Below are 24,299 nucleotides of genomic sequence, written 5' to 3'. Positions count from 1 at the left end.
GCGTCCCGCACACGTTCAATCCAGCACGACCTGCCCGTCCTGCACGCGCACCGCGACCGCGCGCAGCGACTCGCCGCGGCAGGGGCCGGCGACGCACACACCGTCGGTCAACGAAAAACTCGCGCCGTGCGCGGCGCACACCAGCTCACCGGTCTTCGCGCGCAGGAACTGGCCGGGTGCCCAGTCGAGACGACGCCCCGCATGCGGGCAGATGTTCAACCACGCCTGTACGCGTGCGCCTTCGCGGAACAGCACCAGCGATTCGGCATCGCCGTCCAGCGTCGCCTCCACTTCGGCGAATCCGCCGTCGGCGATGGCGTCGAGCGCGAGCAGCGGCGCATGCGCTTCACGTGGATTTAACGAAGACATTACAACTCCGATCGGCCCGGGCCCGATACTGGTCGCCGGCCCACCAGCCGCATTGTGTCACGACGTTGACGGAACCCATGTCCAAGCCTTTCTTCCGCGATCTCCATGCCCGATTCGACGCCTCCGGCGTGCGCGCGATGTTCGCGCCGCGCAAACCGCGTCATCCGCTGCTGCGCATCGCGCTCGGCTTGGTCGGCGTGGCGATGCTCGCGGTGCTGCTCGTCGCCGGCGTCTTCATCGGCGCGGCGATGATCCTGTTCGGCATCGCCCGTCGCCTGCTCGTCCGCGGCCCCGCGCCGCGTCGCGACACGCGCATCGTCGACGCCGAATATCGCGTCGTGCGCGATCGCGACCACGCCGCACTGCGTTGATCCAACGCGCGCGGCGACTGCGCCGCGCCTGGCTTGCATCTTGATGGCGCGCTGCGCCGAGGACCCGCGATGACCGACCCCGCGCGCGATGTCGTGCCAGCTCTCGAGCCCGTGCGCCTGTCGGTGCGCGGCGGTGGCCGTTTTCCGGTACGCCGGGTGTACTGCGTGGGCCGTAATTTCGCCGACCACGCGAAGGAAATGGGCGCCGAGGCGCCGGCCTCGAAGGCCGCACGCGGCACACCGGTGTTCTTCGCCAAGCCAGCCGATGCGGTGACGACCGGCGAGGTTGTTCCCTACCCGAGCGCCACGCAGGATCTGCATCACGAGGTTGAACTGGTCGTCGCGCTCGGTGCCGACGCGCCTGCAGGCGTGCTCGCGGTCGAGGATGCGCAGGCGCTGGTGTTCGGCTACACGATCGGCCTCGATCTCACCCGTCGCGACCTGCAGGCCGCGGCCAAGGCGAAGGGCCTGCCGTGGGACATCGCCAAAGGCTTCGACGCATCCGCACCGGTCGGCGAACTCGTGCCGGCGGCGGAGATCGGCGCGCTTGCATCGCGCACGCTGTCACTGCAGGTCAACGGCGCGCTGCGCCAGACGTCGACGCTCGACCAGCTGATCTGGGACGTACCCGAAATCCTGCACGAACTGTCGAAACTGTTCGCGCTGCGCGCCGGCGACCTCGTCTTCATGGGCACGCCCGCCGGCGTGGCCGCGCTGCAGCCGGGCGATCGTTGCGTCGCCGCGCTCGACGACGTGATCGCACTGCATCTCGAAATCACTTCGCCGTCGGTATAGTCACCCGCGCTTGTTCCCTTACACAGTGCAGGAGTGATCCATGGGCATTCTGTCCGAATTCAAGGAATTTGCGGTCCGCGGCAACGTCATCGATCTCGCGGTCGGTGTCGTCATCGGCGCATCGTTCGGCAAGATCGTCACCGCGCTGGTGGACCAGATCATCATGCCGCCGATCGGCATGTTGATCGGCAACGTCGATTTCACCGAACTGGCCGTCACGCTGCGCGCCGCGACGGTCGATGCCGCCACCGGTGAGGAGATTCCCGCGGTCGCCATCGGCTACGGCATCTTCATCAACACCATCATCCAGTTCACGATCGTCGCGTTCGCGATCTTCCTCGCGGTGAAGTTCATCAACCGCCTGAAGCGCAAGCAGGCCGAGGCGCCGGAACCGACCAAGCCCGCCGAGCCGAGTGAAGAAGTGAAGCTGCTGCGCGAGATCCGCGATTCGCTGCGTCCGCAAGCCTGACGCAGCGTTCCAGACACGCTCGATCCATCCGACGGGCCGCGCGCGACAATGCCGCGGCCCGTTTCTTGTTTCTGCCGATCCCTTTCACCGCTGGAGTCGTCCACATGCGCGTTCCGTCCGTCAGGCCTCTGGCCATTGCCCTGCTGTCGACCGCGCTGTTGGCCGCCTCGCCCGCCTTCGCACAATCGCGTGAGGCCGCGCCGCTGTCGGCGGCTGCGCTGGAACAGGCCGCGCAATTGCGCGAACGCGCCACGCAGGACGGCACCGCTTACGGATTGATCGAATCGCTGACCACCGAGATCGGCCCGCGCCTGCCCGGCAGCGAAGCGGACGCCCGCGCCGTCGCCTGGGCCAAAGCCCGGTTCGAGGCGCTCGGCTACGACAAGGTCTGGACCGAACCGGTGACGTTCCCGAAGTGGGAACGTCGCAGCGAGCACGCAGCCGTGGTCGGCGCGCACGCACAGCCGCTGGTGATCACCGCGCTCGGCGGCAGCCCCGCCGGCGACGTCACCGCCGAGCTTGTGCGCTTCGACAGCGTCGCCGCGCTGGAAGCAGCCGATCCCGCGACGCTGCGTGGCAACCTCGCGTTCGTCGACGTGCAGATGGCGCGCTCGCGCGACGGCAGCGGCTATGGCGCTGCGGGCCCGGTGCGTGGCCGCGGCCCGTCGATCGCGGCGCGCAAGGGCGCCGCGGGCTATCTGATGCGCTCGATCAGCACCAGTCCGCACCGCGTCGCCAATACCGGCATCACCCGCTTCGATGCCGATGTCACTCCGATTCCGTCCGCTGCGCTGTCGCTGCCCGACGCCGACCAGCTTGCGCGCCTGTTGCGACTTGGCCCCGTGCAGGTGCATCTGGCGCTGGATGTCGGCTGGAACGGCGACTACACCTCGCAGAACGTCATCGGCGAAATCACGGGGCGCGAAGCGCCGGGCGAGATCGTACTGATCGGCGGGCATCTGGATTCGTGGGATCTCGGCACCGGCGCGGTCGACGATGCGTCCGGCGTCGGCATCACGATGGCCGCCGGCCATCTGATCGCGCAGCTGCCGCAGCGCCCGCGCCGCACAGTGCGCGTGGTCGCGTTCGCCAATGAAGAGCAGGGACTGCTCGGCGCTCGCGCCTACGCCGAGGCACACGGCGGCGCTGACGTCATCGCGCAGCACATCATCGGCGCGGAAAGCGATTTCGGCGCCGGTCGCATCTACGGTTTCAACACCAGCGCGCCGGCCGGACAGCGCGCGACCAGCGACGCGATCGCCGAGGTACTGCGCCCGCTCGGCATCGACTACCTGCAGGACAAGGGCGGCCCGGGCCCGGACATTTCCCCGCTGGCTGCGAAGGGCGGTGCCTGGGGCTGGCTGGGCCAGGACGGCACCGACTATTTCGACCTGCACCACAACGCCAACGACACGCTCGACAAGGTCGACCCGGACGCCGTCGCGCAGAACACCGCCGCCTACGCCGTGTTCGCGTGGCTGGCGGCGGAATCGCAAGGCGGCTTCGGCAGCGCGGCGAAGACCGAGGCGACGCCGGAGCATTGATGCTGGTGCGTCGCGGCGCTTCGCTGATGACGGCACGCCGTGTCGTAACGTCCCCGGCCCGATGAATTGCTGCGAGCGGTGATAGCGGCATGCAGCCGTGAGACGTGCCCGCGCTTAGCTGCCGTCGACCTCGCGCAGCGCCAGCACACGCGGCGGCGCTTCCGCTGGGCCGCGCATCCAGCCGATCGCACGCCTTGCATCGAGGGGATCACGGGTCGCGAGCCCGCGCACCACCCCATCCTCGTCCTGCAGCAGCCAGCGCTCGGTGCGCGTCGACGGCGTCGCGAACTCCACCCGTCTTGCGGCTTCGCCGGGCGACAGTTGATCTTCGAAACTTGAAACCGTCAGTGCACCGGTGGCAATCGCATGCACTGCGTCAGCGTCCGGCCTGCGTCCCAACCAAGATGTTTCCGGCCAGGCGTACATCGCTGCGCCGCGCGCTTCCAGCGGCTTCGATGCATCGCGCAGTTCGCCGACGACATTCTCGCCGAGCGGCAACGCAGGATCGAGCACACCCACTGCAACCGCTGTCGCAACCGGTAGCGCCACTTCCTGTAGCCGTTCGGCATACCGCCACATCCACAGCTGGCTCGGCATGAGCACCAGCGCGAGGACGATCGCGACACCCGATACAGTCGCGCTGCGAGCACGTGAGATCGTCGCATAGGCGAGTCCGGCCCAGAACAGACTCGACCAGACGACGTAGCGCGACGCCAGCAACTGCTCTGGATACAGCTCGAAGTAGCCCAGTCTGGCCAGAGCAATCAGCCCACCTACGCCTACCGCGAACCAGGCGACGCCGAGACCGACCACGACAGGCGCGGTCGGTGCGCACCTGCAGCGAATGCTTGCGACCAGCAGCCACGCGGCGCCGAGCACGCCTGTGAGCAGGTGCGGCCAGCGCGCGACGTGTGCCGGACCAGTCACGTTGGAGATGCCCTCAGCGACCGGCAGCACCACTGCACGCAGCGGAGCGAGTGGCAGACGTGCGGCGATCTCGGGGTCGAGCACCGGCCAAGCGGCATACAGGGAAGGCGCGGCGAGCCAGCGCAGCAGGCGTTCGCCCTGTACCAACGGCGCAAAGCCGATCCGCTCGTCACCGACGCCCGCGATCGCCAGGGACACTGCGGCCAGTCCCGCGCTGAACAATATGGGCAACGCATCGCGCCACGAAGCGCGCCGCAACCAGAGCACGATCAGGAACGCGCCGAAACATGCGACACCTGACCCGAACGAAAACGTCGCCACAAGACCGCAAGCACTCGCAAGAAGGCCACGGCGCCAGGCATCGCGGCCATCGTGCGGCGCGCGAGCCAGCAGCGTCACTCCGCAGACCAGTGCAAGTGTCACCAGATAGGCGTGCACGCTTTCCTGCGCATGCGCCAAGGCCCGCGCATTGCCGAGCCAGCACAGACCGACGATTGCCCACAGATACGCAGCGACGCGCGTGAGCGGGGCGAGGCGCCCCAATGGACGCCAGAGAACCGCGAGCGTGCCGAGCAGCAAGGCGATACCGACTAGGATCTGCAGAAGCTGCGATGCGCCGAACAGGCGGAGATCCAGCCAGCGCACGATATTGGGGAACACCTCGCGGTGGCCGTTGCTGACCATCAGTACACCGTCTAGGAACGGCGCATCCGCCAGGACCGCGATGTAGCGCCAACCATCCGCGTACGGCACGCGTGGCGCATGCAGCCACATCGCGGACAACGCGGACAGACCATAGAGGGCAGCCAAGGTGATTGCGGCGCCCAGGAGCGTCCGCTGACGTCGCAAAGCCTCCACGGGCTTCAAGCGCGCTGAGCCGCCCACTGCGCCAGCAGCACGGCCGTCGCCGAGGCGACGTTGAGGCTTTCGACCCTGCCGCTGCCGGGGATGCCGAGGCGCAGATCGCAGGCTTTGGCGAGTTCGGGATCCATGCCCTCGCCTTCGGAACCGATGACGAACACGACGCGGTCGGGCAGCGGTTTGGCGAACACACTGTCGCCGCCGCGCACGACGGTCGCCGCGAGCGAGAAACCGGCGCTGCGCAGCTGGGCCAGCGAATTGTCGTCGCGGCCGAGGCGCACGAACGGCACCGATTCGGCGCCACCTTCGGCGACGCGCGCAGCGGCGCCGGACAGCGCCAGCGGCGAGGTCTTCGGCAGCAGGATCGCGCCCACGCCGAAATGCGCGGCCGAGCGCAGGATCGCGCCGAGGTTGTGCGGATTGCCCACGCCGTCGAGCCACAGCGCGCATGCCGGACCGGCCGGCAGCGACTGCAGCCAGGTGCCCAGCGACTGCGGCGCCTCGCGCAGTACGTCGGCGACGACGCCCTCGTGGTGCGAGCTGGCCGCGAGCTTGCGCAGATCGTCTTCGGCGACGACGCGATAGCCGACGCGATTCGCCGCGCACCACTTCAACAGGGGCTGCAGCTGCGGAATGCGCGCCTCGAGCAGATAGAGCTTGCGGATCGCGTCGGGTCGACGCGCGAATACGGCGTCGATCGCGTTGCGCCCGTAGAGGCGCATCTCGCGCCGGTCTTCGGTTTCGCTGCCCTCCGCGTCGTCCGCGCGCACGTCGGGCCGCGGCGCGGCAGCGCGCGTCGGTGCAGGCGTGTCGGGACGCGAACGCGCGCCCCACGGACTGTCGCGGCCCGGCGCGGGCGCCGGCGTGCGGGGCGTGTCGCGGCCACCGCCGGACCAGGGGGACTTCGTCATGTCAGGGGGCCTTGCGCCAGAAATCGGCATTGCGGATCCCGAGCTTGTCGGGATCGAAGATCGGGTCGAGCCCCTGCTTCTTCTGCGTCTCGTAATCGCGCAATGCGAGCATCGCGGGCTTCTGCAGGATCAGGATCGCGACAATGTTGAGCCACGCCATCAGGCCGACACCGATGTCACCGAGCATCCACGCCACCTCCGCGCTGCGCACCGCGCCGAAGATCACCATGCCGAGGATCGCGAGACGCAGCAGCAGCGTGCGGGTCGGCCGGGCGACGTGGTTGTTGAGGTAGGTGAGGTTGGTTTCGGCCATGTAGTAATAGGCCATGATCGTGGTGAACGCGAAGAAGAACAGCGCCACGGCGACCATCGCCGCGCCCCAGCCCGGCAGGATCGATTCGATGCCCGCCTGGGCGAAGCCCGAGCCCGCTTCCACGCCGGGCAGCGCCTGATGCAGCACGGTGCCGTCGGGCATGATCACGTTGTACATGCCGGTCGCCAGGATCAGGAACGCGGTCGCGGTGCAGACCAGCATCGTGTCGAAGTAGATCGCCCACGCCTGCACGTACCCCTGCTTGGCCGGGTGCGACACCTCGGCCGCGGCCGCCGCATGCGGACCGGTGCCCTGGCCGGCCTCGTTGGCGTAGATGCCGCGCTTGACGCCCCACTCGATCGCCAGGCCCAGCATCGCGCCGAAACCGGCATGCACGCCGAACGCGCTCTCGAAGATGATGCGGAACATCGTCGGCACGAAGTCGTAGTTGATGATCATCACCGCGACCGCGATGAAGATGTAGGCCAGCGCCATGAACGGCACGAACAGTTCGGCGAACGCCGCGATGCGCTTGACGCCGCCGAAGATGATCACCGACAGCATCAGCGCCACGGTGATGCCGATCCCCGCCTTGAGCGCCGTGCGCGCGTCCATGCCCATCCACTGGCCGGACAGGTCACCGCAGACCGACGTGCCCGCGCAGGCGTTGGCGATGCTGTCGGCGATCGCGTTCGCCTGCACGCCGGGCATCAGCAGACCGGCGGCGATCAGCGTCGCGAACGCGAACGCCAGCGCGTACCACTTCAGGCCCATGGCCTTTTCGATGTAGTAGGCCGGGCCGCCGCGATAGCGCCCTTCGCTGTCCTTTTCCTTGTAGATCTGCGCCAGCGTGCACTCGACGAACGAGGTCGAGGCGCCGAGGAAGCCCATCACCCACATCCAGAACACCGCGCCGGGACCGCCGAAGGCGATCGCGGTCGCGACGCCGGCGATGTTGCCGATGCCGATCCGGCCGGCCATCGACATCGCCAGCGCCTGGAACGAGGACACGCCCGCGTTCGAGCTCTTGCCGCTGAAGGTCAGCCGGGTCATCTCGACGAAGCCGCGGACCTGCATGAAACGGGTGCGGAACGAAAACCAGAGGCCCGCGCCCAGGCACAGCGCGATCAGCGCCTTGCTCCAGATCAGCCCGTTCAATGCACTGAGTAAGGTATCCACGTTGCGCGATGCTCCCGTCGGGTGGCTGTCGCGATCCCCGTCGCAACTGGCGGACACGATACCTGCATTTCCGCGCGGCGTGCCCCGCCCGGCGGGCTTTTCGCGCGTGGATCAGCCGATCGCGGCGTCGCGCAGCAGCCCGAATACGCGCAGATCGTGCAGCCCGTCGGGTTTGCGGATCGCGCCGCGCAGCAGGCCTTCCTCGACGAAACCGTTGGCCTGCAGCACCCGCGCCGAGGCCGGATTGATGTCGAGCACGTTGGCCTGCAGGCGCGTCAGCGACAGCGCGCCCATCACCCAAGGCACGTACCGCGCGACGACCTGGCGCATCACGCCGCGGTTCCAGTGCGCGCGGCCGAGCCAGTAGCCGAGCTCCGCCGCATGCGCGCGCTCGCCGCTCGCGGCACGGCGCACGCCGATGCTGCCGCAGGCCGCGCCGTCGATTTCGATCGCCAACACCGGCAGCGACAGATCGACCACGTGTCCGGCGAGAAAGGCCTCGCCGTCGGCGCGCGTATAGGGATGCGGAAAGCGGTCGCTCAGACCGCGAACGATCAGTGGATCGTCCGCGTGATGCAACAGCGCGCCGAGATCACTGGCGCGCCAGCGGCGGAGCACGAAGCCCGCACCGCCCAGACGCACCGCGTCCCAGCGCGCGGCGTCAGGCATGGCCGCTGACTTCGGGCGTCTCGCTTTCGAGCCGCTCGAGCTCGTGCGCCAGTGCGTCGGGCGAACGCGTGAACGGCGCGAGCAGCGCATAGAACGCCGGCACGACGAACAGCGACAGCAGCGTCGAGAACGCGACGCCGAAGATCACCACGATGCCGATCGTCGCGCGGCTCGCCGAACCCGGGCCGCCGGCCACGACCAGCGGGATCGCGCCCATGATCGTCGCCGCCGAGGTCATCAGGATCGGGCGCAGACGCACCGCAGACGCCTCGGTAATCGCCTCGCGCACGGTGCGGCCGTCGTCGCGCAACTGGTTGGCGAACTCGACGATCAGGATGCCGTTCTTCGCCGCCAGGCCGATCAGCATCACGATGCCGATCTGGCTGAAGAGATTCAGCGTGCTGCCGGTCGCCCACAGTCCGAGCAGCGCGCCGAGCACCGCCAGCGGCACCGTCAGCATGATCGACAGCGGATGGATGAAGCTCTCGAACTGCGCCGCCAGCACCAGATAGACGATCAGCAACGCCATCGCGAAGGTCAGCAGCACCGCGCCGCCGGCTTCCTGGAATTCCCGGCTCTCGCCCTTCCAGTCGACCTGCGCGTAGTCCGGCAATTCTTCGGCGGCGACTTCGTTGGTCCACGCGATCGCCTCGCTCATCGTGTAGCCCGGCGCGAGGCCGGCGGCAATGGTGATCGCACGCAGACGGTTGAAGCGGTTGAAGCTGCCGGGCTCGGCGATCTCGCTGAGCGTCACCAGATTCGACAGCGGCACCAGCGTGTCGTCGCGGCCGCGCACGAAGGTGCCGGTGAGATCGGACGGCGACATGCGACGGTCGCGGTCGGCCTGCAGCAGCACGTCGTATTCCTCACCGTTGTCGACGAAGGTCGTGACCTGGCGCTGGCCCATCATGGTTTCGAGCGTGCGGCCGATCTCCTGCACCGACACGCCGAGATCGGACGCGCGTGCGCGGTCGATGTCGACGCGCATCTGCGGACGCGTCTCCTTGTAGTCGGAATCGGGATCCTGGATGCCCGGGTTCTCGCGCATGCGCGCCAGCATGCGGTCGCGCCACTGCGCGATCTCGGCGTAGTCAGGACCGCCCAGCACCAGCTGGTAACGCTGACCGCGACCGCCGACCAGGCCACCGGGCACGTTGGCGCGCGCCTGCACGCCCGGCAGTTCGGCCAGCTGTCCACGCAGCTGTTCGACGACCGACGCCGTGCTGACGTCGCGCGTGCGCCAGTCCTGCAGGAACACCACGATCTGTCCGGTGTGCATGTCCTCGCTGCCGCCCCAGCCGCGCGGCACGCGCGAGTTGGCGCGTTCGATCGGCTGGTCGTCGCCGACCAGCGGCGCGAAGATCCGCTCGACCTGCTGCATCTGCGCGACCGTGTAGTCGTAACCCGCACCTTCCGGGCCATCGACGCCGATGAAGAAGCGGCCGCGATCCTCGGCCGGCGACAGTTCGCTGGGCACGCGCCAGTACAGCAGCACCGCGGCTACGGCGCAGACCGCCATCGCGCCGACCACGAGCAGCAACAGGCGGCCACCCGACAATGCGACCAGACCACCGACGCGACGGCCGTAGCCGTTGGACAGGCGCGTGAGGTGGCGGTTGGTCCACGCGTTGAAGCCGGTCTTCTTGTGGCTCTGCGGGCGCACGAGCTTGGAGCACATCATCGGCGTCAGCGTCAGCGCGATGAACGCCGACAGCGCGACCGCGCCGGCCAGGGCGACAGACAGTTCGCGGAACAGCCGTCCGGAATTGCCTTCCATGAAACCGACCGGCAGGAACACCGCGACCAGCACCGCGGTCGTCGCGATGACCGCGAACGCGACCTGCGCGGTGCCGCGTTTGGCCGCGACCAGCGGCGGCTCGCCGAGATCGGCGCGGCGCTGCACGTTCTCCAGCACGATGATCGCGTCGTCGACGACGAGGCCGATACACAGCACCAGCGCGAGCAGGGTCAGCAGGTTGATCGAGAAGCCGAACGCATACAGCGCGATGAAGGCCGCGACCAGGCACACCGGTACCGTGATCGCGGGAATCAGTGCCGCGCGCAGGCTGCCCAGGAACAGCCAGATGACGACGAACACCAGGCCCATCGCTTCGGCCAGCGTCCAGTACACGCGGCTGATCGCCGCATCGATGAAGACCGTGTTGTCGGCAGCGACGAAGATCTCGGTGCCTTCGGGCAGCGTCTGCTGGATGCGCTCGGCCTCCGCGCGTGCGGCGTGGGCCACGTCGAGCGCGTTGGCGATCGAGGTGCGCACGATGCCGAGACCGACGTTGGGCACCGAGTTGCTGCGCATGTAGGAGCGACGCTCGGCCGTGCCCAGTTCGATCCGGGCCACGTCGCCCATGCGGATCACGTAGCCGTCGTCGCCGCGGCGCAGCGGGATCGTCGCGAACTGCTCGGGTTCGCGATAGCCGCGTTCCACGCGCAGGGTGAAGTCGCGGGTTTCCGACTCGATGCGGCCGGCCGGCAGTTCGACGTTCTCGTTGCGCAGCGCGGTCTCGACATCGTTGGCGGTGATGCCGCGCGCCGCCATCGAATCGCGGTCGAGCCAGATGCGCATCGAGTAGCGCTGCGCGCCGCTGAGCTGCACGCGGGCCACGCCGTCGAGCGAGGACAGACGGTCGACGACGTAGCGGTCGGCGTAGTCGCTCAACTCCATGGTGTCCATCACCGTGGAGCGCATGTTGAGCCACATGATCGGATCGGCGTCGGCCTCGACCTTGGAGATCTCCGGCGGGTCGGCCTCGATCGGCATGCGGTCCATGACGCGGCTGATCGCGTCGCGCACGTCGTTGGCCGCCGCTTCGATGTCGCGGTTGAGATTGAACTCGATGGTGACGTCGGAGCGGCCGTTGCGGCTGCGCGACTCGATCGTGCGGATGCCCTCGATGCCGGCCAGCGCGTCCTCGAGGATCTGGGTGATGCGGGTTTCGACGACGGCCGCCGACGCGCCGGCATAGCTGACGTCGACCGAGACGATCGGCGGATCGACGTTCGGCAGTTCGCGCACCGTCAGGCGCATGAACGCCATGATGCCCAGCACGACCAGCAGCAGGCTGATGACGGCCGCGAAGACCGGCCGCTTGATCGAGAGATCGGACAGCTTCACTGGGCGTTACCCGCCGGTGCGGCCTCGTCGGCCTGCTGCGCTTTCGCTTGCTGCACCGTGCCCTCGGTGATCTGCATGCCGGGGCGCAGCTTGCCCGTGCCGTCGACGACGATGCGGGTGTTCGGCTCCAGGCCGTCGAGGATCTCGACCAGGCCTTCCGCGCGCACGCCCACCGTCACCGGTGCCTGCTCGACGGTCTCGTCCTCGCGCACGCGATAGACGAAGGTGTCGCGGCCGACCTGGATCACCGCGATCTCGGGAATCATCAGCGCCTCGCGCGCCGCCTGCTGCAGGCGCACCTGCACCAGCATGCCGGGGCGCAGCTCGCGATCCGGATTCTCGAACGCACCGCGCACGGTCACCGCGCGCGACTGCGGATCGATGCGCGCATCGACCGTCTGCACCACGCCCTCGAAATCACGACCCGGGAACGAGGCCACGCGGCCGAACAGGCGCTGGCCGTTGACCACGCGCGCGAGCTGCGTCTCGGGCACCGGAAAATCGACATAGACCGCACCGATGTCGTCGAGCGTGGCGATCGGCGTGCCGGGTGTGACCAGTGCGCCCGGGCTCACCTGGCGCAGCCCCAGCACGCCGGCGAACGGGGCGCGGATGGTGCGGTCGCTGATGTTGGCCCGCATCTCGGCGACGTTGGCGCGCGCCGAGTCGCGGTTCGCGCGCAAGGTGTCGACCGACGCGCGCGCGATCAGCTGGCTGTCGACCAGCTCGGCGCCACGGCGGAACTGGCTGTCGGCATCGATCGCCGCCGCCTCGGCCGCCTGCAAGGTGGCCTGCTGCTGGTTGCCGCTGAGCGTGATCAGCGGCGCGCCGGCGGCAACCTCGTCGCCACTGTCGAAGTGCACGCGCTGCACGATTTCGCTGACCTTGGCGGTCACGGTGATCGACTCGCGCGCATTCACGGTACCCAGCGCGGTGACGCTGTCGTTCCATTGCCGCGGCGCTGCGACGGTCGTCGTCACCGGTACGGGCGCGGCTGCGGCCTGGCCGGACGGTCCGGCCTCGCCCCCGCCGCAGGCGGACAGCACGAGCGCGGCGGCCAGACCAAGGGCCCGCAACGGAAACGCGGGTCGGACGGAGACATGCGACTGGGACAAGGGATGCTACCGGGACGGAAAACCGGCCGATCTTACCCGCTGGTCCGTGACGTTCCCTGTGCCATCGGATGGGCATGAAAAAACAGCGTTCCACGTCAACCGCTGGCGGCCTCGTGCGTTATGGCCCAGTCTGGTCCGACCGCGCCCAGCGCCCGTGTCGAGGCACCCCCATGGCCCTGTACGACAACATTCTCCAGACCATCGGCAATACGCCGGTCGTGCGTCTGCACCGCATCGCCCCGCCGAACGTCGAACTCTACGCCAAGGTCGAGTCGTTCAACCCCGGCGGCTCGGTCAAGGACCGCCTCGCGCTGGCGATCATTCTCGACGCCGAACAGCGCGGCCTGCTCAAGCCCGGCGACACCGTCGTCGAAGCGACCTCGGGCAATACCGGCGTGGCGCTGGCGATGGTCTGCGCGGCGCGCGGCTACAAGTTCGTTGCGACGATGGTCGAAACCTTCTCGATCGAACGCCGCAAGCTGATGCGCGCCTATGGCGCCAAGGTGATCCTCACCCCCGCCGCCGAACGTGGCAGCGGCATGGTCAAGCGCGCCAAGGCGCTGGCCGAGGAACACGGCTGGTTCTGGGCCAGCCAGTTCGAAAATCCCGCCAATCCGGCGTACCACCGGCAGACCACGGCCGCCGAGATCCTGCGCGATTTCGCCGGCCGCCGGCTTGATCACTTCGTCACCGGCTGGGGCACCGGCGGCACGCTCACCGGCGTGGGCGAGGTGTTGCGGGTCGCGCGGCCCGAGGTGGAGATCGTGACCTGCGAACCGGCGGGTGCCGCGCTGTTGCAGGGCAAGGAATGGGCGCCGCACAAGGTGCAGGGTTGGACACCCGACTTCGTGCCTGGCGTGCTCAATCGCGATGTCGCGCACCGGGTGCTGTCGATCGACGATGCCGACTCGATCGACACTGCGCGTCGACTCGCCGCCGAAGAAGGCATCTTCGTTGGTATCTCGGCCGGCGGCACGCTCGCCGCTGCGCTCCAGGTCGCGAAGACCGCTGCCGATGGGGCAGTGATCCTGACGATGCTGCCCGATACCGGCGAGCGTTACTTCTCCACGCCCCTGTTCGCCGACATCAATGAAGGCTCCGACGACGAATGGCTGGCCGGTCTGCCGTGACCGGCTGAGTTCCAGTACGGATCTCGTGTGGACGCGCTCGCGCGCGATGGCGGCTGCCTGTCGAGCCCATCGCAGGCGAGCGTGCTCCTGCAGGGTGCCCTTCGTGCGGGCCGGGCGCTCAACCCAGCCAGATCGCCAGACCACCGCCGACGATCACCAGCGCGAGCACCCAGCCCAGCCAGCCGAACTGGCCGCTGTCACCGCGCACCACGGTTTCCTGGCGTGGCTCGCGCATCAGGGACGAGCCGTGCTTCGCGATCGCGTCGCGCGCCGCCTCTTCGCTCAGTCCCGGCTTGACGTCGCGCAGGCGCTTCGTGGCATCGACGGTGTTGCCGGTCGCGAGCTTCGCGGCGACTTCGCTGGGCAGCGTGCCGCTCGACGGTGGCGCGGCGCCGCCCGCGGGCCGGAACCGGTCGTCGGGATCCAGCGCATCCGACGGGTTCTCCGCCAGACGCTGCACCGCATCGCGCGCGTCGGCGAGCTTCAGTCCGGGATTCGCGTCGCGCAGCTGCTTGATCGCCTCGATCGCGCTGCCGCGCCGCAGTGCGTCGTGGACCGCGAGCGGCACGTGCAGGCGTGTGGATCGGGAAACGACGCTCATCGGTGACCTCGGTGCTCGGAAATGCCGGACCAGCCTAATCGCCGGCCGCGCGCACGGGACTCACCCGGCCTCCACGCCGCGGCATCAAGCCTGCGTGCATGCCGACTCTCGAAGCCCGTCAGGCCGACATCACCCGCGTCGAGGCCGATGCGATCGTCAACGCCGCGAACGAAACCCTGCTCGGTGGCGGCGGCGTCGATGGCGCGATCCATCGCGCTGCGGGGCTCGCCCTGCTGCAGGCCTGCCGGGCTCTGCCGCAGGTGCGTCCGGGCGTGCGTTGCCCGACCGGCGAAGCGCGGATCACGCCGGGGTTCGGATTGCCGGCCCGATCGGTGATCCACACCGTCGGACCGGTGTGGCGCGGCGGCACTGCCGGCGAGGCCGGAATGCTTGCGGCCTGCTATCGCAACAGCCTCGCGCTCGCAGCCGAACACGGTCTCGCACGCATCGCGTTTCCGGCGATCAGCTGCGGCGTCTACGGCTATCCGATCGACCAGGCGGTGCAGATCGCCGTCGACACCGTGCGCGCCTGGACCGGCGACGTGCCGACGCACGTGCTGTTCTGCTGCTTCGATGCCGCGATGCTGACGCGTTACGAGGCCGCACTCGCGGATTGAACGCCGCACACGCAAACGCCGGCACGAGGCCGGCGTTTCCGGAAAGCGATGCGGGTATCGCGATCAGCCGTTGAACTTGCCCTGCGCGGCCAGACCGTTGTCGCGGGCGCGCGCGTAGACGGTGTCCTGCGCCTTGCGCACATTGCCGGTGAGATCCTGCGACCACAGCTTCAGCGCGGCCTGCTGCATCGCGCGGCCGTAGGAGAACGACAGCGGCCACGGATTCGGCCCGAGGCGGTTCATCGCATCGAGATGCGCGGTGGCCAGTTCGTCGGACTGGCCGCCCGACAGGAACACGATGCCCGGCAGGATCGCCGGTACCGACGACTTGAGGCACATCAGGGTCGCTTCGGCGACTTCCTCGACATCCGCGTCTTCCTCGCAGTCCTTGCCCGGCACCACCATCGACGCCTTGAGGATCGTGCCTTCGAGCATGACGTTCTGGCTGTAGAGCGCATCGAACACGCCGCGCAGCACGACCTCGGTGACTTCGTACGCGGTCTGGATGTCGTGGTCGCCGTCGAGCAGCACTTCCGGCTCGACCATCGGCACCAGGCCCTGCTCCTGGCACAGCGCGGCGTAGCGCGCGAGGGCGTGCGCGTTGACGTCGATGCAGGTGCCCGACGGCATGTCTTCGCCGATGGTGATCACCGCGCGCCACTTGGCGAACCGCGCGCCGAGCTTGTAGTACTCCTCCAGGCGCGCACGCAAACCGTCGAGGCCTTCGGTCACCAGCTCGCCCGGGAAGCCGGCCAGCGCATGTGTGCCCTTGTCGACCTTGATGCCCGGGATGATGCCGTTCTGGGTGAGGTACTTGGCGAACGGCACACCGGCCTTGGTCGACTGGCGCAGGGTCTCGTCGAACAGGATCGCGCCGCTGATGTGCTCCGACAGCTTCGGCGTGGTGAGCAGCAGCTCGCGGTAGGCGCGGCGGTTTTCTTCGTTGTTCGGAATGCCGACCTGCTCGAAGCGCTTGCCGATCGTGCCCGTCGACTCGTCGATCGCGATGATGCCCTTGCCCTTCGCCACCATGGCCTGGGCGGTTTCGGCAAGCTGTTCGATGCTCATGACGGGTTCCGGGATCGCGACGGGAAAGGGCCGCGATTATAGCCCGGCGCATCGGCCGGGCCTTTCGAGACAGCGTGTCGCTCCCCGCCCTCCCCGGCGGATGCGGCCGGCCGGACGTTACAGCTCGCCCAGTCCCTCGGCACGACCGTCGACGCCGACCTGCAGCAGACGCAGCGTATTCGTGGCGCCATGGGTTTCCATGTGCTCGCCGCTGGTGAACACGACGCGCTGGCCGGGGCCGAGCAGACCGGCTTCGACCAGCAGGCGCACGCTGCCGCGCGCTGCCTCGCGCGGGGTCTGGCCCCGGCTGTCGTAGTTGAACGGGAACACGTCGCGCATCAGCGACATGCGCCGGCGTGCGCCGTCGTGACGGGCGAAGGCATAGATCGACGCGCCGCCGCGGAAACGCGACAGATAGCGTGCGGTGCCGCCGGATTCGGTCATCGCGACGATCGCGCCGACGCCCACGTGCTCGGACAGGAACATCGCCGCCATCGCGATCGCGTGGTCGGCGCGTTCGAGGTTGCGCTGCGCCTTCTCGAAATCGGTGTCGTGGGCGAACTGCCGTTCGGCGCCGACGCAGATGCGCGCCATGGCTTCGACCGCGCGCACCGGATACGCACCGGCGGCGGTCTCGGCCGACAGCATCACCGCATCGGTGCCGTCGATGACCGAGTTGGCGACGTCCAGCACTTCGGCGCGCGTCGGCATCGGGCTTTCGACCATCGACTGCAGCATCTGCGTCGCGGTGATCACCACCTTGTTGCGCGCCAGCGACTCGCGAATGATCTTCTTCTGCAGGCCCGGCAGCTCGGCATCGCCGATCTCCACACCCAGATCGCCACGCGCGACCATCACCACGTCGCTGGCGTCGATGATCTCGGCGAGGTTGTCGATCGCCTCGGTGCGCTCGATCTTCGACACCAGGGCGGCATCGCTGCCGTGCGAGCGTGCGATCGAACGTGCCTCTTCCATGTCGGCGGCATTGCGGCAGAACGACACCGCGATGAAGTCGACGCCGATGTCGGCCGCGACCTTGATCAGCTGGCGGTCGTGGTCGGTCAGCGCGCCGAGCGACAGGCCGCCGCCCTGCTTGTTCAGCCCCTTGCGGTTCGACAGCACGCCGTCGTTGAGCACGGTGGTAACGATGCGCGCGCCTTCGACGGCGGTGACCTGCAGCTGCATCAGGCCGTCGTCGAGCAGCAGCACGTCGCCGGCTTCCACGTCGCCCGGCAGGCCGAGATAGCTGACGCCGACCTCGTCGACGGTGCCCGGAGGCGCCGCGGGATCGGCGACCAGATCGAAGCGCGCGCCGGCGCGCAGTTGCACCTTGCCCTCGGCGAACTTCTCGATGCGGATCTTCGGGCCCGGCAGGTCGGCAAGGATGCCGATCTCGACGCCGGCACGGTCTGCCGCGGCGCGTACGGCTTCGGCGCGCACCTGCTGCGACGACGGATCGCCATGCGAGAAGTTCAGGCGCACGGCGTTGACGCCAGCGGCGATGAGCGCATCGAGCACACCGGGCGCATCGGTCGCGGGGCCCAGCGTGGCGAGAATACGGGTGCGGCGACGGTGCGCCGGAACGGAAGGCAGGTCGGTCGTGGTCATGGCGCCAAGTCTAATGTCCACCGGTGGTCAGCCGCACGTTGCACGGCAACATGAAAACGGCGCACCAGAGCTGGCGCGCCGTTTCCGAAGCTTACTGCGAAACTCCGCAGCCGGCGCGGACCACCACGTTGTCGGTCACCTCACCCCAGGCCTGGTTCGGCACACACCCGAACGTCGCCTCGCCGACCAGCACGCCGGCATCGTCGTAATACATCTCGGCGCCGGGGAATCCGTTCGCGCCCGCGATGCCGGCACCGGCCAGCAGACAGGTGGCAAGAATGCCGAGCCCCCAACGGGTCCGTGTCTTCATGATGCTGCCCTCCACGTCGCGGCCGATCGCCGCGGCCTCACCCTCGCAGCGAAGCGGCGGTGGCGGGTTGGCGAAGCGTTAAAGCATGCGGCGCGCCGCGCATTTGCGGCGCGGGGTCTCGTGCTGAACGCGACCCGTGCACGGTCGCGTCGCTCAGGCCAGTGCGGCCTGCAGCGCGGCCGGCGAATCGACGACGACATCCGCGCCCGCTGCGCGCAGCTCATCCGCAGCGCCGAAGCCCCACAGCACGCCGATGCCGCGCATGCCGTGCTGACGCGCGCCTTCCATGTCGTAACGACGGTCGCCGATCATGACCGCGTCCGCCGCGGTCAGCGCGAGCCGCGAAAGCGCTTCGGCGATCAGTTCGCGCTTGTAACGGCGCATGCCGTCGTCGCTGGCGCCGACCACGGTCTCGAATGCCGCGCCGAACGGCAGCGACTCGAGAATGCGCCGCGCGAAGCCTTCGTTCTTCGAGGTGACGACCGCCAGCCGGTGACCGGCGGCCTGCAGCGCGGCGATCGTCTCCGGAATGTCGGCGTAGACCGAATGCTCGCGCCAGCCCTGCGCGTCGTAGCGTTCGCGATACAGCGCGACCGCGCGCTCGGCGCGCGCACGATCGCCGTCGAACAGCGCCTCGTAGCTGTCGCGCAACGGCGGGCCGATCCACGGCAGCAGCGCCTCGCGCGATAGCGGCGGATGTCCCAGCGCATCGAGCGTGTGCGCGATGCCGCCGAGGATGCCCGGCTCCGAGTCGATCAGCGTGCCGTCGAGATCGAAGAACAGCGCCTGCGTCATGCGCCGCGGGCGTCGAGCGCCGCGACCGCCGGCAGCGTCTTGCCTTCGAGGAATTCGAGGAACGCGCCGCCACCGGTGGAGATGTAGGACACGTCATCGGCGATGCCGTACTTGTCGACCGCCGCCAGCGTGTCGCCGCCACCGGCGATCGAGAACGCCTTCGACGACGCCACCGCGCGCGCCAGCGCCTCGGTGCCCTTGCCGAACGCATCGAACTCGAACACGCCGACCGGGCCGTTCCAGACCACGGTGCCGGCCTCATTGATCATCGCGGCGTAGCGCTTCGCAGTGTCCGGGCCGATGTCGAGGATCATGTCGTCGGCCTCGACCGCGTCCACCGCCTTGACCGTCGCCGGTGCATCGGCCGCGAACGCAGGCGCGACGACGACGTCGGTGGGGACCGGAATGTCGGCGCCGCGTGCCTTGGCGTCGGCCATGATCTGCTTCGCGGTGTCGAGCAGATCGGTCTCGACCAGCGACTTGCCGACACTGTGACCCAGCGCGGCGATGAAGGTGTTGGCGATGCCGCCGCCGACGATCAGCTGGTCGACCTTGCCGACCAGCGACGACAGCAGTTCGAGCTTGGTCGAGACCTTGCTGCCGGCGACGATGGCCAGCAGCGGGCGCGCCGGCGCGTCGAGCGCCTTGGCCAGCGCATCGAGTTCAGCCATCAGCAGCGGGCCGCCCGCGGCGGTGGCCGCATGACGGATCACGCCGTGCGTCGACGCCTGCGCACGGTGCGCGGTGCCGAACGCGTCCATGACGAACACGTCGCCTAGCGCTGCGTACTTCTTCGACAGCGCCTCGTCGTCGTCCTTCTCGCCGACGTTCATGCGGCAGTTTTCAAGCAGCACCAACTGGCCCGGCGCGACCTCGACACCGTCGACCCAGTCGCGCACAAGCGGCACGTCGATGCCGAGCAGTTCGGACAGACGCGCGGCCACCGGCGCCAGCGAGTCGGCCTCGCTCCAGCTGCCTTCCTTCGGCCGCCCCAGATGCGAGGTCACCATGACCGCCGCGCCCTGCGCCAGAGCGGCCTTCAGCGTCGGCAGCGACGCGGTGATGCGCTGGTCGGAGGTGATCGTGCCGCCGTCGACGGGGACGTTGAGATCCTGCCGGATCAACACGCGCTTGCCGGAAAGGTCGAGGTCGGTCATGCGGACGATGGTCATGGCGCTGGGCTCGCTGTATTCGGAAGGAGAACGCGTACGCGTCAGCCGCCCATTGTCCGCGGACTCGATGCAGGCAGGCAAACCGGCGCCCGCGTCGAAGCCGGTGGGAGCGCGCTTGCGCGCGATCGGGCGCATCGGCAACGCTTCGTCGCGCGTGAGCGCCCGCCCGCCCCCTCAACGCGGCTTCGGCGCCCGCAGCAGACTCAGCGCGAAGCCGCCGACCAGCAGCACGCCCAGCACCAGCACGCCCCACAGCAGCCACGTGCCCCAGTCGCGCGGCGGTGTGTCGTCGAGTGCGGCTGCGCCGGCGAGTTCGGTCCGCGCGCCCAGCGTCGCGACGGACGGTGCCCAGCGACCCCCATTGCGCGCCCGCAGATCCGCGAGCAAGGGTGCGACCGCTGCATCGACACGCGTGGCACGCCCGCTGCCGGCGCGCAGCGAGAACGGCGGCGCGCCCTCGGCGACGAACACCAGACGCTCGGGGCGATAGCCGAGTCGCAGCACCGGCGCCGTACCGGCGGCGGGCGCGTCGGGCACCAGCCGCCACTGGCGTTCGCGCACGACTGCATCGAGCGCGAGCGGCGGGGTGCGGGATGCCGCATCGGCGCCGATCCGATAGACCAGCCAGTCGCTGGCGACCGTGCGCCATGGCGCCGCCTCGTGCTCCCGCACCGACAGCGTCCAGCGCGCGGTCGCGTTGCCGTCGAAACCGAGATCGACATGCGTCACCGGCACGCGCGCATCGAGATGGAACACGTGCCCACCCTGCGCATCGGCCGGTCCGACCGGCTCGAGGGCACGCCATTGCAGGGCGGGCGCATCGGTCATCGCCGGCGATTCACCGGTCACCGACACGATTGCCGGCATCGCACCGGCGCCGGCACCCGGTGAGAGCCGCAGATAGCGCGTGCGCACCGGCGTGTCGAAGACGATCCGCCGCTCGACCAGCCGCGCTTCGCCGCGGCGCAGATCGAGCAGACGACCGCCTGCGGACAATGGCTGCCAGTCGCGCAGATCTTCCGAACCTTCGACCCGCATCGTGCGCTCGAACGCCACATCCGCGACGCCCCAGTCCAGCACCAGCGCCTGCAGTGGCAACGCCGATGCGCTGGCATCCACCAGCAACGCGGCCGGCGGCGCGGCACCCGGCGCGGACTGCCACTGGATGCGGCGCAGGCGGCCGTCGGGATCGAGTTCGCTGATCGCGGCGATGTCGCTGCCCACGCGCGCGGCCGTCGCCGGCAGCGGGAACCACGCCAGCGCCTGCGTGGTGCGGCGCGCCGCGGGCGCCGGCGCCGACTGCAGCAGCGCCGGCACCTGACGGCCCGCGCCGTTGACGATCACCAGATCGCGCAGCGCCGGCGACACCGTGGTCGCGTAGACGGCGTCATCGAGTTCGACCTGGTAGGCACCGGCATCGGACGACGGCAGATCCAGCGGCCACTGCGCGACGAAGGCCGCGTCGCCGGCGGCTGCGATCGCAACACTGCAGAGGACGCCGCCGGTGAGGACAGCCAGGCATTTCAGAGTCCGGTTCATGCGCCGGCCTCCTGTGCCGGTTCGAAGGTGGCGGCGCGCGGCGGCGCGGGCGCGAAGAAGCCGACGACCGTGCACAGCAGGCCATAGGCGATGAACGAGCCGATGCCCCACAGATTGCCGAGATGGCTGCGATCCACCAGCACCAGCTTGGCCAGCACGATCGCCATCAGCACTGCGCCCGCCAGCCACAGCACGCGCTGGCCACGGCGGGAGCCGATGACCCAGCCGAGTACGCCGAGCACGCTCCACACGATGGTCAGGCTGGTCTGCGCCAAGCTGCTGTCGACGAGCGCCATGCTCCACGGCACGCCGCCCCAGTGATGCGCGCCACGCAGCGTGATCGCGGTGACCAGCAGGAACGCGCCGGCCGACAGCAGCGGCATGCGGGCGCGCGCGCCGACCGGCGCGTCGCCGGACCACACCCAGCGTGCGATCAGCAGCAGCGCCGCGATCTGGGCGAGGTCGAGCGGATTGAGCAGCGCGATCCACGGCAGTGGTGCGGGGTTACCGGCGTTGCCGAGCGCCACGCACCACCAGAGCGCCAGCAGCCCGCAACAGGTCGTGCGAAACGCCCCGCGCATGGGATCGAACGCCGCGCCGAGCGGGTGCGTGAGCCACGGCCAACGCAGCAGCGCCACCGCGCTGATCGCCAGCCAGGGCGCAACCGCGGCCACGAGCCACCAGCCATCGCCTCCGCCGATCCGGTCGGACAGCTGCACCAGCAACAGCGACACCGCGAACGGCCACAGCAGCCACCAGACGAACTGCGCAGCGCGGGCGAACCCGCTGTCGCCGACGCGCAGACACAACAGGCTGCGCACGCCGAGCGCGGCGAACACGAGCCACGCCCAGACGCCGTTGCCGGCGAACGGCTGCTGATGCGCTTCGGCCTGCAGGACAGCCAGCGGCAATGCGGCCGCCAGCGCCAGGCACGCGGTGCCGGCCAGCAAGGGATCGAACACGCGCCGGTTGCGCTCCGCCGCCAGCCAGCCGGTGACCGCGGCGAGCACCAGCCACGCATCGGGGACGTCGCGTCCCGGCAGCACGCGCTGCAGTTCGAATACCCAGGCGCCGAGCCACCAGAACATCGCCCAGACGTAGGCGATGCGCGCGGGCGCGACGGCACCTGCACGGGAATACGCCCAGGCGATCGCGAGCCCAGCGATCACGAACAACATCGCGCCGACGAACAGGCCGTGCACGAACGGCGTCTCGTCGATCGTCGTATTGCCGGCCGCGAACACATACGCGACCAGCGCCGCGATCTGCAGCGCGATGCCCGACCAGCGCGGCAGGCGCCGCTGCTGACGCAGGCCCAGCCACACCAGCGCCGCACCTTCGAGCGCGAACACGCTGGCGGTGGCCTGTGCCGACAGCGCCAGCGGCACAGCCAGCGTCGCGAAGCCCGCGGCCAACAGCGCATACGACTGCTGCAGCACTTCAAAACGACCGCCACGACGCAACCACCACGACAGGCCGGCGTACACCGCCGCGAGACCGAGCGCGCACAGGGCCAGCGTGGTCGTGTCGTCACGCATCAGCCCCGACTGCAGCGAGAACGCGATCAGCGGGGTGCCGAACACGAGACAGCCATCGATCAGATCGCGACGCCCCACTGGCCTGCGCCGCGCGTGCAGCAGGGGCACCGCCAGATAGATCGCGAAGAACAACGCGAGGAACGCCTGCGCGGACGCGTAGTCGGCAGCCTCGTAATCAAGCACGCCCCACAGCGTGCCGATGCCGAACGTGAAGACGAACCCCAGCAGATTGAGCAGGCGCCAGGCGCGGAACCACGCGATGGCGACGATCGCCGCGTTGAGCACCGCGTAGTAGCCGAACAGCGCGACGTGGTTGCCGCTGCCGGTCGACAGCCAGATCGGCGCGAGAAAGCCGGCCAGCACCGCGAATACCGCGAGTGCCATCGCGCCCTGCAGCACCGCCAGCGCACCGGCGCCGAACACCAGCGCCACGCTCGCGGCGAACGCGAACTCCATCGGCACCAGGCCGAACATCCGCGACGCGGCGAAGACCACCAGCAACAGGATGCCGATCATCCCACCCTGCAGGCTGAGCGCGAATGTCCGATGGCTGGCGCGTCGCATCCAGCCGAACACCAGCCCGGCCACCGCGGCCACCGACACCCCGGCCAGGCGCAGCGACACCGGCACCTGCAGCAGGCCCGCGTCACTGGCGTACTTGAGCAATGCGGCCACGCCGGCGAACAGCACCAGCATGCCGATCTTCACCGGCACATTGCCGGAGGTGAACCACTGCCGGACCAGACGCAGGCCGCGTTCGAACACGTCCGGCCCTGCCGGCGCGGCGGGTGCGGCCCGCGGCGCATCGGACGCGGCTGGACGCACGGGGTCCGCATCACGCCAGCTCGCGCGCGGCAGCGCGAGCGGCAACGGCGGCGGGCCTGCGACGGGTGCAGGCGCTGCCGGGCGCAGCGGTTCGGTGATCGGCGGCGGCGCGGCCGATGGGCTTTCGTCGGGCGTGGCCACCGAAGCGGGAGGCGCAGCGCGTGATGCCACGGCAGGCGCCGGCGCTGCCGGCATCGCCCGGCCGGCGATCTCCGCGCGCAGCCGCTCGCTGAGGTCTTCGAGATCGGCGACGCGGCGGCGCAGGCCGAACAGCATGACCAGTCCGACGACCAGCAGAACAGGCACCGTCAGCAACGCGAGCCCGATCAGTACGACGAGTTCTTCCATGGCACCCCCGCGGCGCCGGAGGGGCGCGCCCGGCCACCTTACGCGGCGAATGCACGAAAACAAGAAGCCCCGCATGTGCGGGGCTTCGGGTATCG

The 24,299-nt window shown here is 69.4% G+C and carries 21 protein-coding genes; 6 read left to right on the top strand and 15 right to left on the bottom strand.

Annotation, left to right across the window (positions count from 1 at the left end; genetic code table 11):
* Nucleotides 1-15: 15 nt before the first annotated feature.
* Nucleotides 16-369: a Rieske (2Fe-2S) protein gene (locus V3391_RS10865; protein WP_332078426.1), complete on the bottom strand. Its 354-nt coding sequence runs from the start codon at nucleotides 367-369 to the stop codon at nucleotides 16-18.
* A gap of 77 nt (nucleotides 370-446) precedes the next feature.
* Between V3391_RS10865 and V3391_RS10860 the strand changes: the two genes are divergently transcribed.
* From V3391_RS10860 to V3391_RS10845, 4 genes are all read left to right on the top strand, one after another.
* Complete coding sequence (locus tag V3391_RS10860; RefSeq protein ID WP_332078425.1) at nucleotides 447-740, top strand: hypothetical protein; 294 nt, start codon at nucleotides 447-449, stop codon at nucleotides 738-740.
* A 69-nt stretch (nucleotides 741-809) separates the two neighbouring features.
* Nucleotides 810-1,535 carry a fumarylacetoacetate hydrolase family protein gene (locus tag V3391_RS10855; protein WP_332078424.1) on the top strand — a complete coding sequence of 242 codons (726 nt, stop codon included), beginning with the start codon at nucleotides 810-812 and terminating at the stop codon, nucleotides 1,533-1,535.
* A 40-nt stretch (nucleotides 1,536-1,575) separates the two neighbouring features.
* The gene (gene mscL / locus V3391_RS10850) at nucleotides 1,576-2,004 is read left to right on the top strand and encodes a large-conductance mechanosensitive channel protein MscL (RefSeq protein WP_332078423.1); all 429 of its coding nucleotides are present in this window, start codon (nucleotides 1,576-1,578) and stop codon (nucleotides 2,002-2,004) included.
* A gap of 104 nt (nucleotides 2,005-2,108) precedes the next feature.
* A complete protein-coding gene (locus tag V3391_RS10845) occupies nucleotides 2,109-3,548 on the top strand; it encodes a M20/M25/M40 family metallo-hydrolase (RefSeq protein WP_332078422.1) in 1,440 nt (479 codons plus the stop codon).
* Nucleotides 3,549-3,662: 114 nt separating this feature from the next.
* On the opposite strand, the gene V3391_RS10840 is transcribed toward V3391_RS10845, so the two are convergent.
* The 6 genes from V3391_RS10840 to V3391_RS10815 form a co-directional block, all read right to left on the bottom strand.
* Nucleotides 3,663-5,285, bottom strand: a complete 1,623-nt coding sequence (locus V3391_RS10840; protein ID WP_332078421.1) for a hypothetical protein — start codon at nucleotides 5,283-5,285, stop codon at nucleotides 3,663-3,665.
* Between the two features lie 53 nt (nucleotides 5,286-5,338).
* Nucleotides 5,339-6,247 carry a TrmH family RNA methyltransferase gene (locus tag V3391_RS10835; protein WP_332078420.1) on the bottom strand — a complete coding sequence of 303 codons (909 nt, stop codon included), beginning with the start codon at nucleotides 6,245-6,247 and terminating at the stop codon, nucleotides 5,339-5,341.
* Between the two features lies 1 nt (nucleotide 6,248).
* Nucleotides 6,249-7,739: an alanine/glycine:cation symporter family protein gene (locus tag V3391_RS10830; protein WP_332078419.1), complete on the bottom strand. Its 1,491-nt coding sequence runs from the start codon at nucleotides 7,737-7,739 to the stop codon at nucleotides 6,249-6,251.
* Nucleotides 7,740-7,850: 111 nt separating this feature from the next.
* Entirely contained in the window at nucleotides 7,851-8,408 is a 558-nt protein-coding gene (locus tag V3391_RS10825) for a GNAT family N-acetyltransferase (RefSeq protein ID WP_332078418.1), read from the bottom strand.
* Nucleotides 8,401-11,538, bottom strand: a complete 3,138-nt coding sequence (locus V3391_RS10820; RefSeq protein WP_332078417.1) for an efflux RND transporter permease subunit — start codon at nucleotides 11,536-11,538, stop codon at nucleotides 8,401-8,403. The genes V3391_RS10825 and V3391_RS10820 overlap by 8 nt, the downstream gene beginning before the upstream one ends.
* Entirely contained in the window at nucleotides 11,535-12,653 is a 1,119-nt protein-coding gene (locus tag V3391_RS10815; protein ID WP_332078416.1) for an efflux RND transporter periplasmic adaptor subunit, read from the bottom strand. Before V3391_RS10815 ends, V3391_RS10820 begins: the two co-directional genes overlap by 4 nt.
* Nucleotides 12,654-12,823: 170 nt before the next feature.
* On the opposite strand from V3391_RS10815, the gene cysK reads away from it, so the two are divergent.
* Complete coding sequence (cysK, locus tag V3391_RS10810) at nucleotides 12,824-13,783, top strand: cysteine synthase A (RefSeq protein ID WP_332078415.1); 960 nt, start codon at nucleotides 12,824-12,826, stop codon at nucleotides 13,781-13,783.
* A gap of 118 nt (nucleotides 13,784-13,901) precedes the next feature.
* On the opposite strand, the gene V3391_RS10805 is transcribed toward cysK, so the two are convergent.
* Nucleotides 13,902-14,384 carry a hypothetical protein gene (locus V3391_RS10805; protein WP_332078414.1) on the bottom strand — a complete coding sequence of 161 codons (483 nt, stop codon included), beginning with the start codon at nucleotides 14,382-14,384 and terminating at the stop codon, nucleotides 13,902-13,904.
* 98 nt (nucleotides 14,385-14,482) lie between these two features.
* Here V3391_RS10805 and V3391_RS10800 point away from each other — a divergent pair, with 98 nt between their 5' ends.
* Nucleotides 14,483-15,001 (top strand): O-acetyl-ADP-ribose deacetylase, encoded by a 519-nt coding sequence (locus tag V3391_RS10800; RefSeq protein ID WP_332078413.1) that lies wholly within the window; start codon nucleotides 14,483-14,485, stop codon nucleotides 14,999-15,001.
* Nucleotides 15,002-15,064: 63 nt separating this feature from the next.
* Here the strand turns inward: V3391_RS10800 and V3391_RS10795 are convergent, their stop codons facing one another.
* From V3391_RS10795 to V3391_RS10765, 7 genes are all read right to left on the bottom strand, one after another.
* On the bottom strand, nucleotides 15,065-16,069 hold the full coding sequence (locus V3391_RS10795) for a class I fructose-bisphosphate aldolase (RefSeq protein WP_332078411.1): 1,005 nt from the start codon (nucleotides 16,067-16,069) through the stop codon (nucleotides 15,065-15,067).
* A gap of 117 nt (nucleotides 16,070-16,186) precedes the next feature.
* On the bottom strand, nucleotides 16,187-17,677 hold the full coding sequence (gene pyk / locus V3391_RS10790; protein ID WP_332078409.1) for a pyruvate kinase: 1,491 nt from the start codon (nucleotides 17,675-17,677) through the stop codon (nucleotides 16,187-16,189).
* A gap of 91 nt (nucleotides 17,678-17,768) precedes the next feature.
* The gene (locus tag V3391_RS10785; protein ID WP_232137261.1) at nucleotides 17,769-17,987 is read right to left on the bottom strand and encodes a DUF6289 family protein; all 219 of its coding nucleotides are present in this window, start codon (nucleotides 17,985-17,987) and stop codon (nucleotides 17,769-17,771) included.
* Between the two features lie 153 nt (nucleotides 17,988-18,140).
* Nucleotides 18,141-18,782: an HAD-IA family hydrolase gene (locus V3391_RS10780; protein ID WP_332078408.1), complete on the bottom strand. Its 642-nt coding sequence runs from the start codon at nucleotides 18,780-18,782 to the stop codon at nucleotides 18,141-18,143.
* Nucleotides 18,779-19,954, bottom strand: coding sequence for a phosphoglycerate kinase (locus tag V3391_RS10775; protein ID WP_332078407.1), 1,176 nt, complete (start codon nucleotides 19,952-19,954; stop codon nucleotides 18,779-18,781). The genes V3391_RS10780 and V3391_RS10775 overlap by 4 nt, the downstream gene beginning before the upstream one ends.
* A 174-nt stretch (nucleotides 19,955-20,128) precedes the next feature.
* Entirely contained in the window at nucleotides 20,129-21,493 is a 1,365-nt protein-coding gene (locus tag V3391_RS10770) for a DUF3999 family protein (protein WP_332078406.1), read from the bottom strand.
* Nucleotides 21,490-24,204 (bottom strand): DUF2339 domain-containing protein, encoded by a 2,715-nt coding sequence (locus tag V3391_RS10765; protein ID WP_332078405.1) that lies wholly within the window; start codon nucleotides 24,202-24,204, stop codon nucleotides 21,490-21,492. Before V3391_RS10765 ends, V3391_RS10770 begins: the two co-directional genes overlap by 4 nt.
* Nucleotides 24,205-24,299: the final 95 nt, after the last annotated feature.

The sequence above is a fragment of the Luteimonas flava genome, assembly GCF_036584485.1.
In the GTDB taxonomy this organism is placed as follows: domain Bacteria; phylum Pseudomonadota; class Gammaproteobacteria; order Xanthomonadales; family Xanthomonadaceae; genus Luteimonas; species Luteimonas flava.
This window is presented reverse-complemented; position numbering and strand designations above follow the sequence as displayed.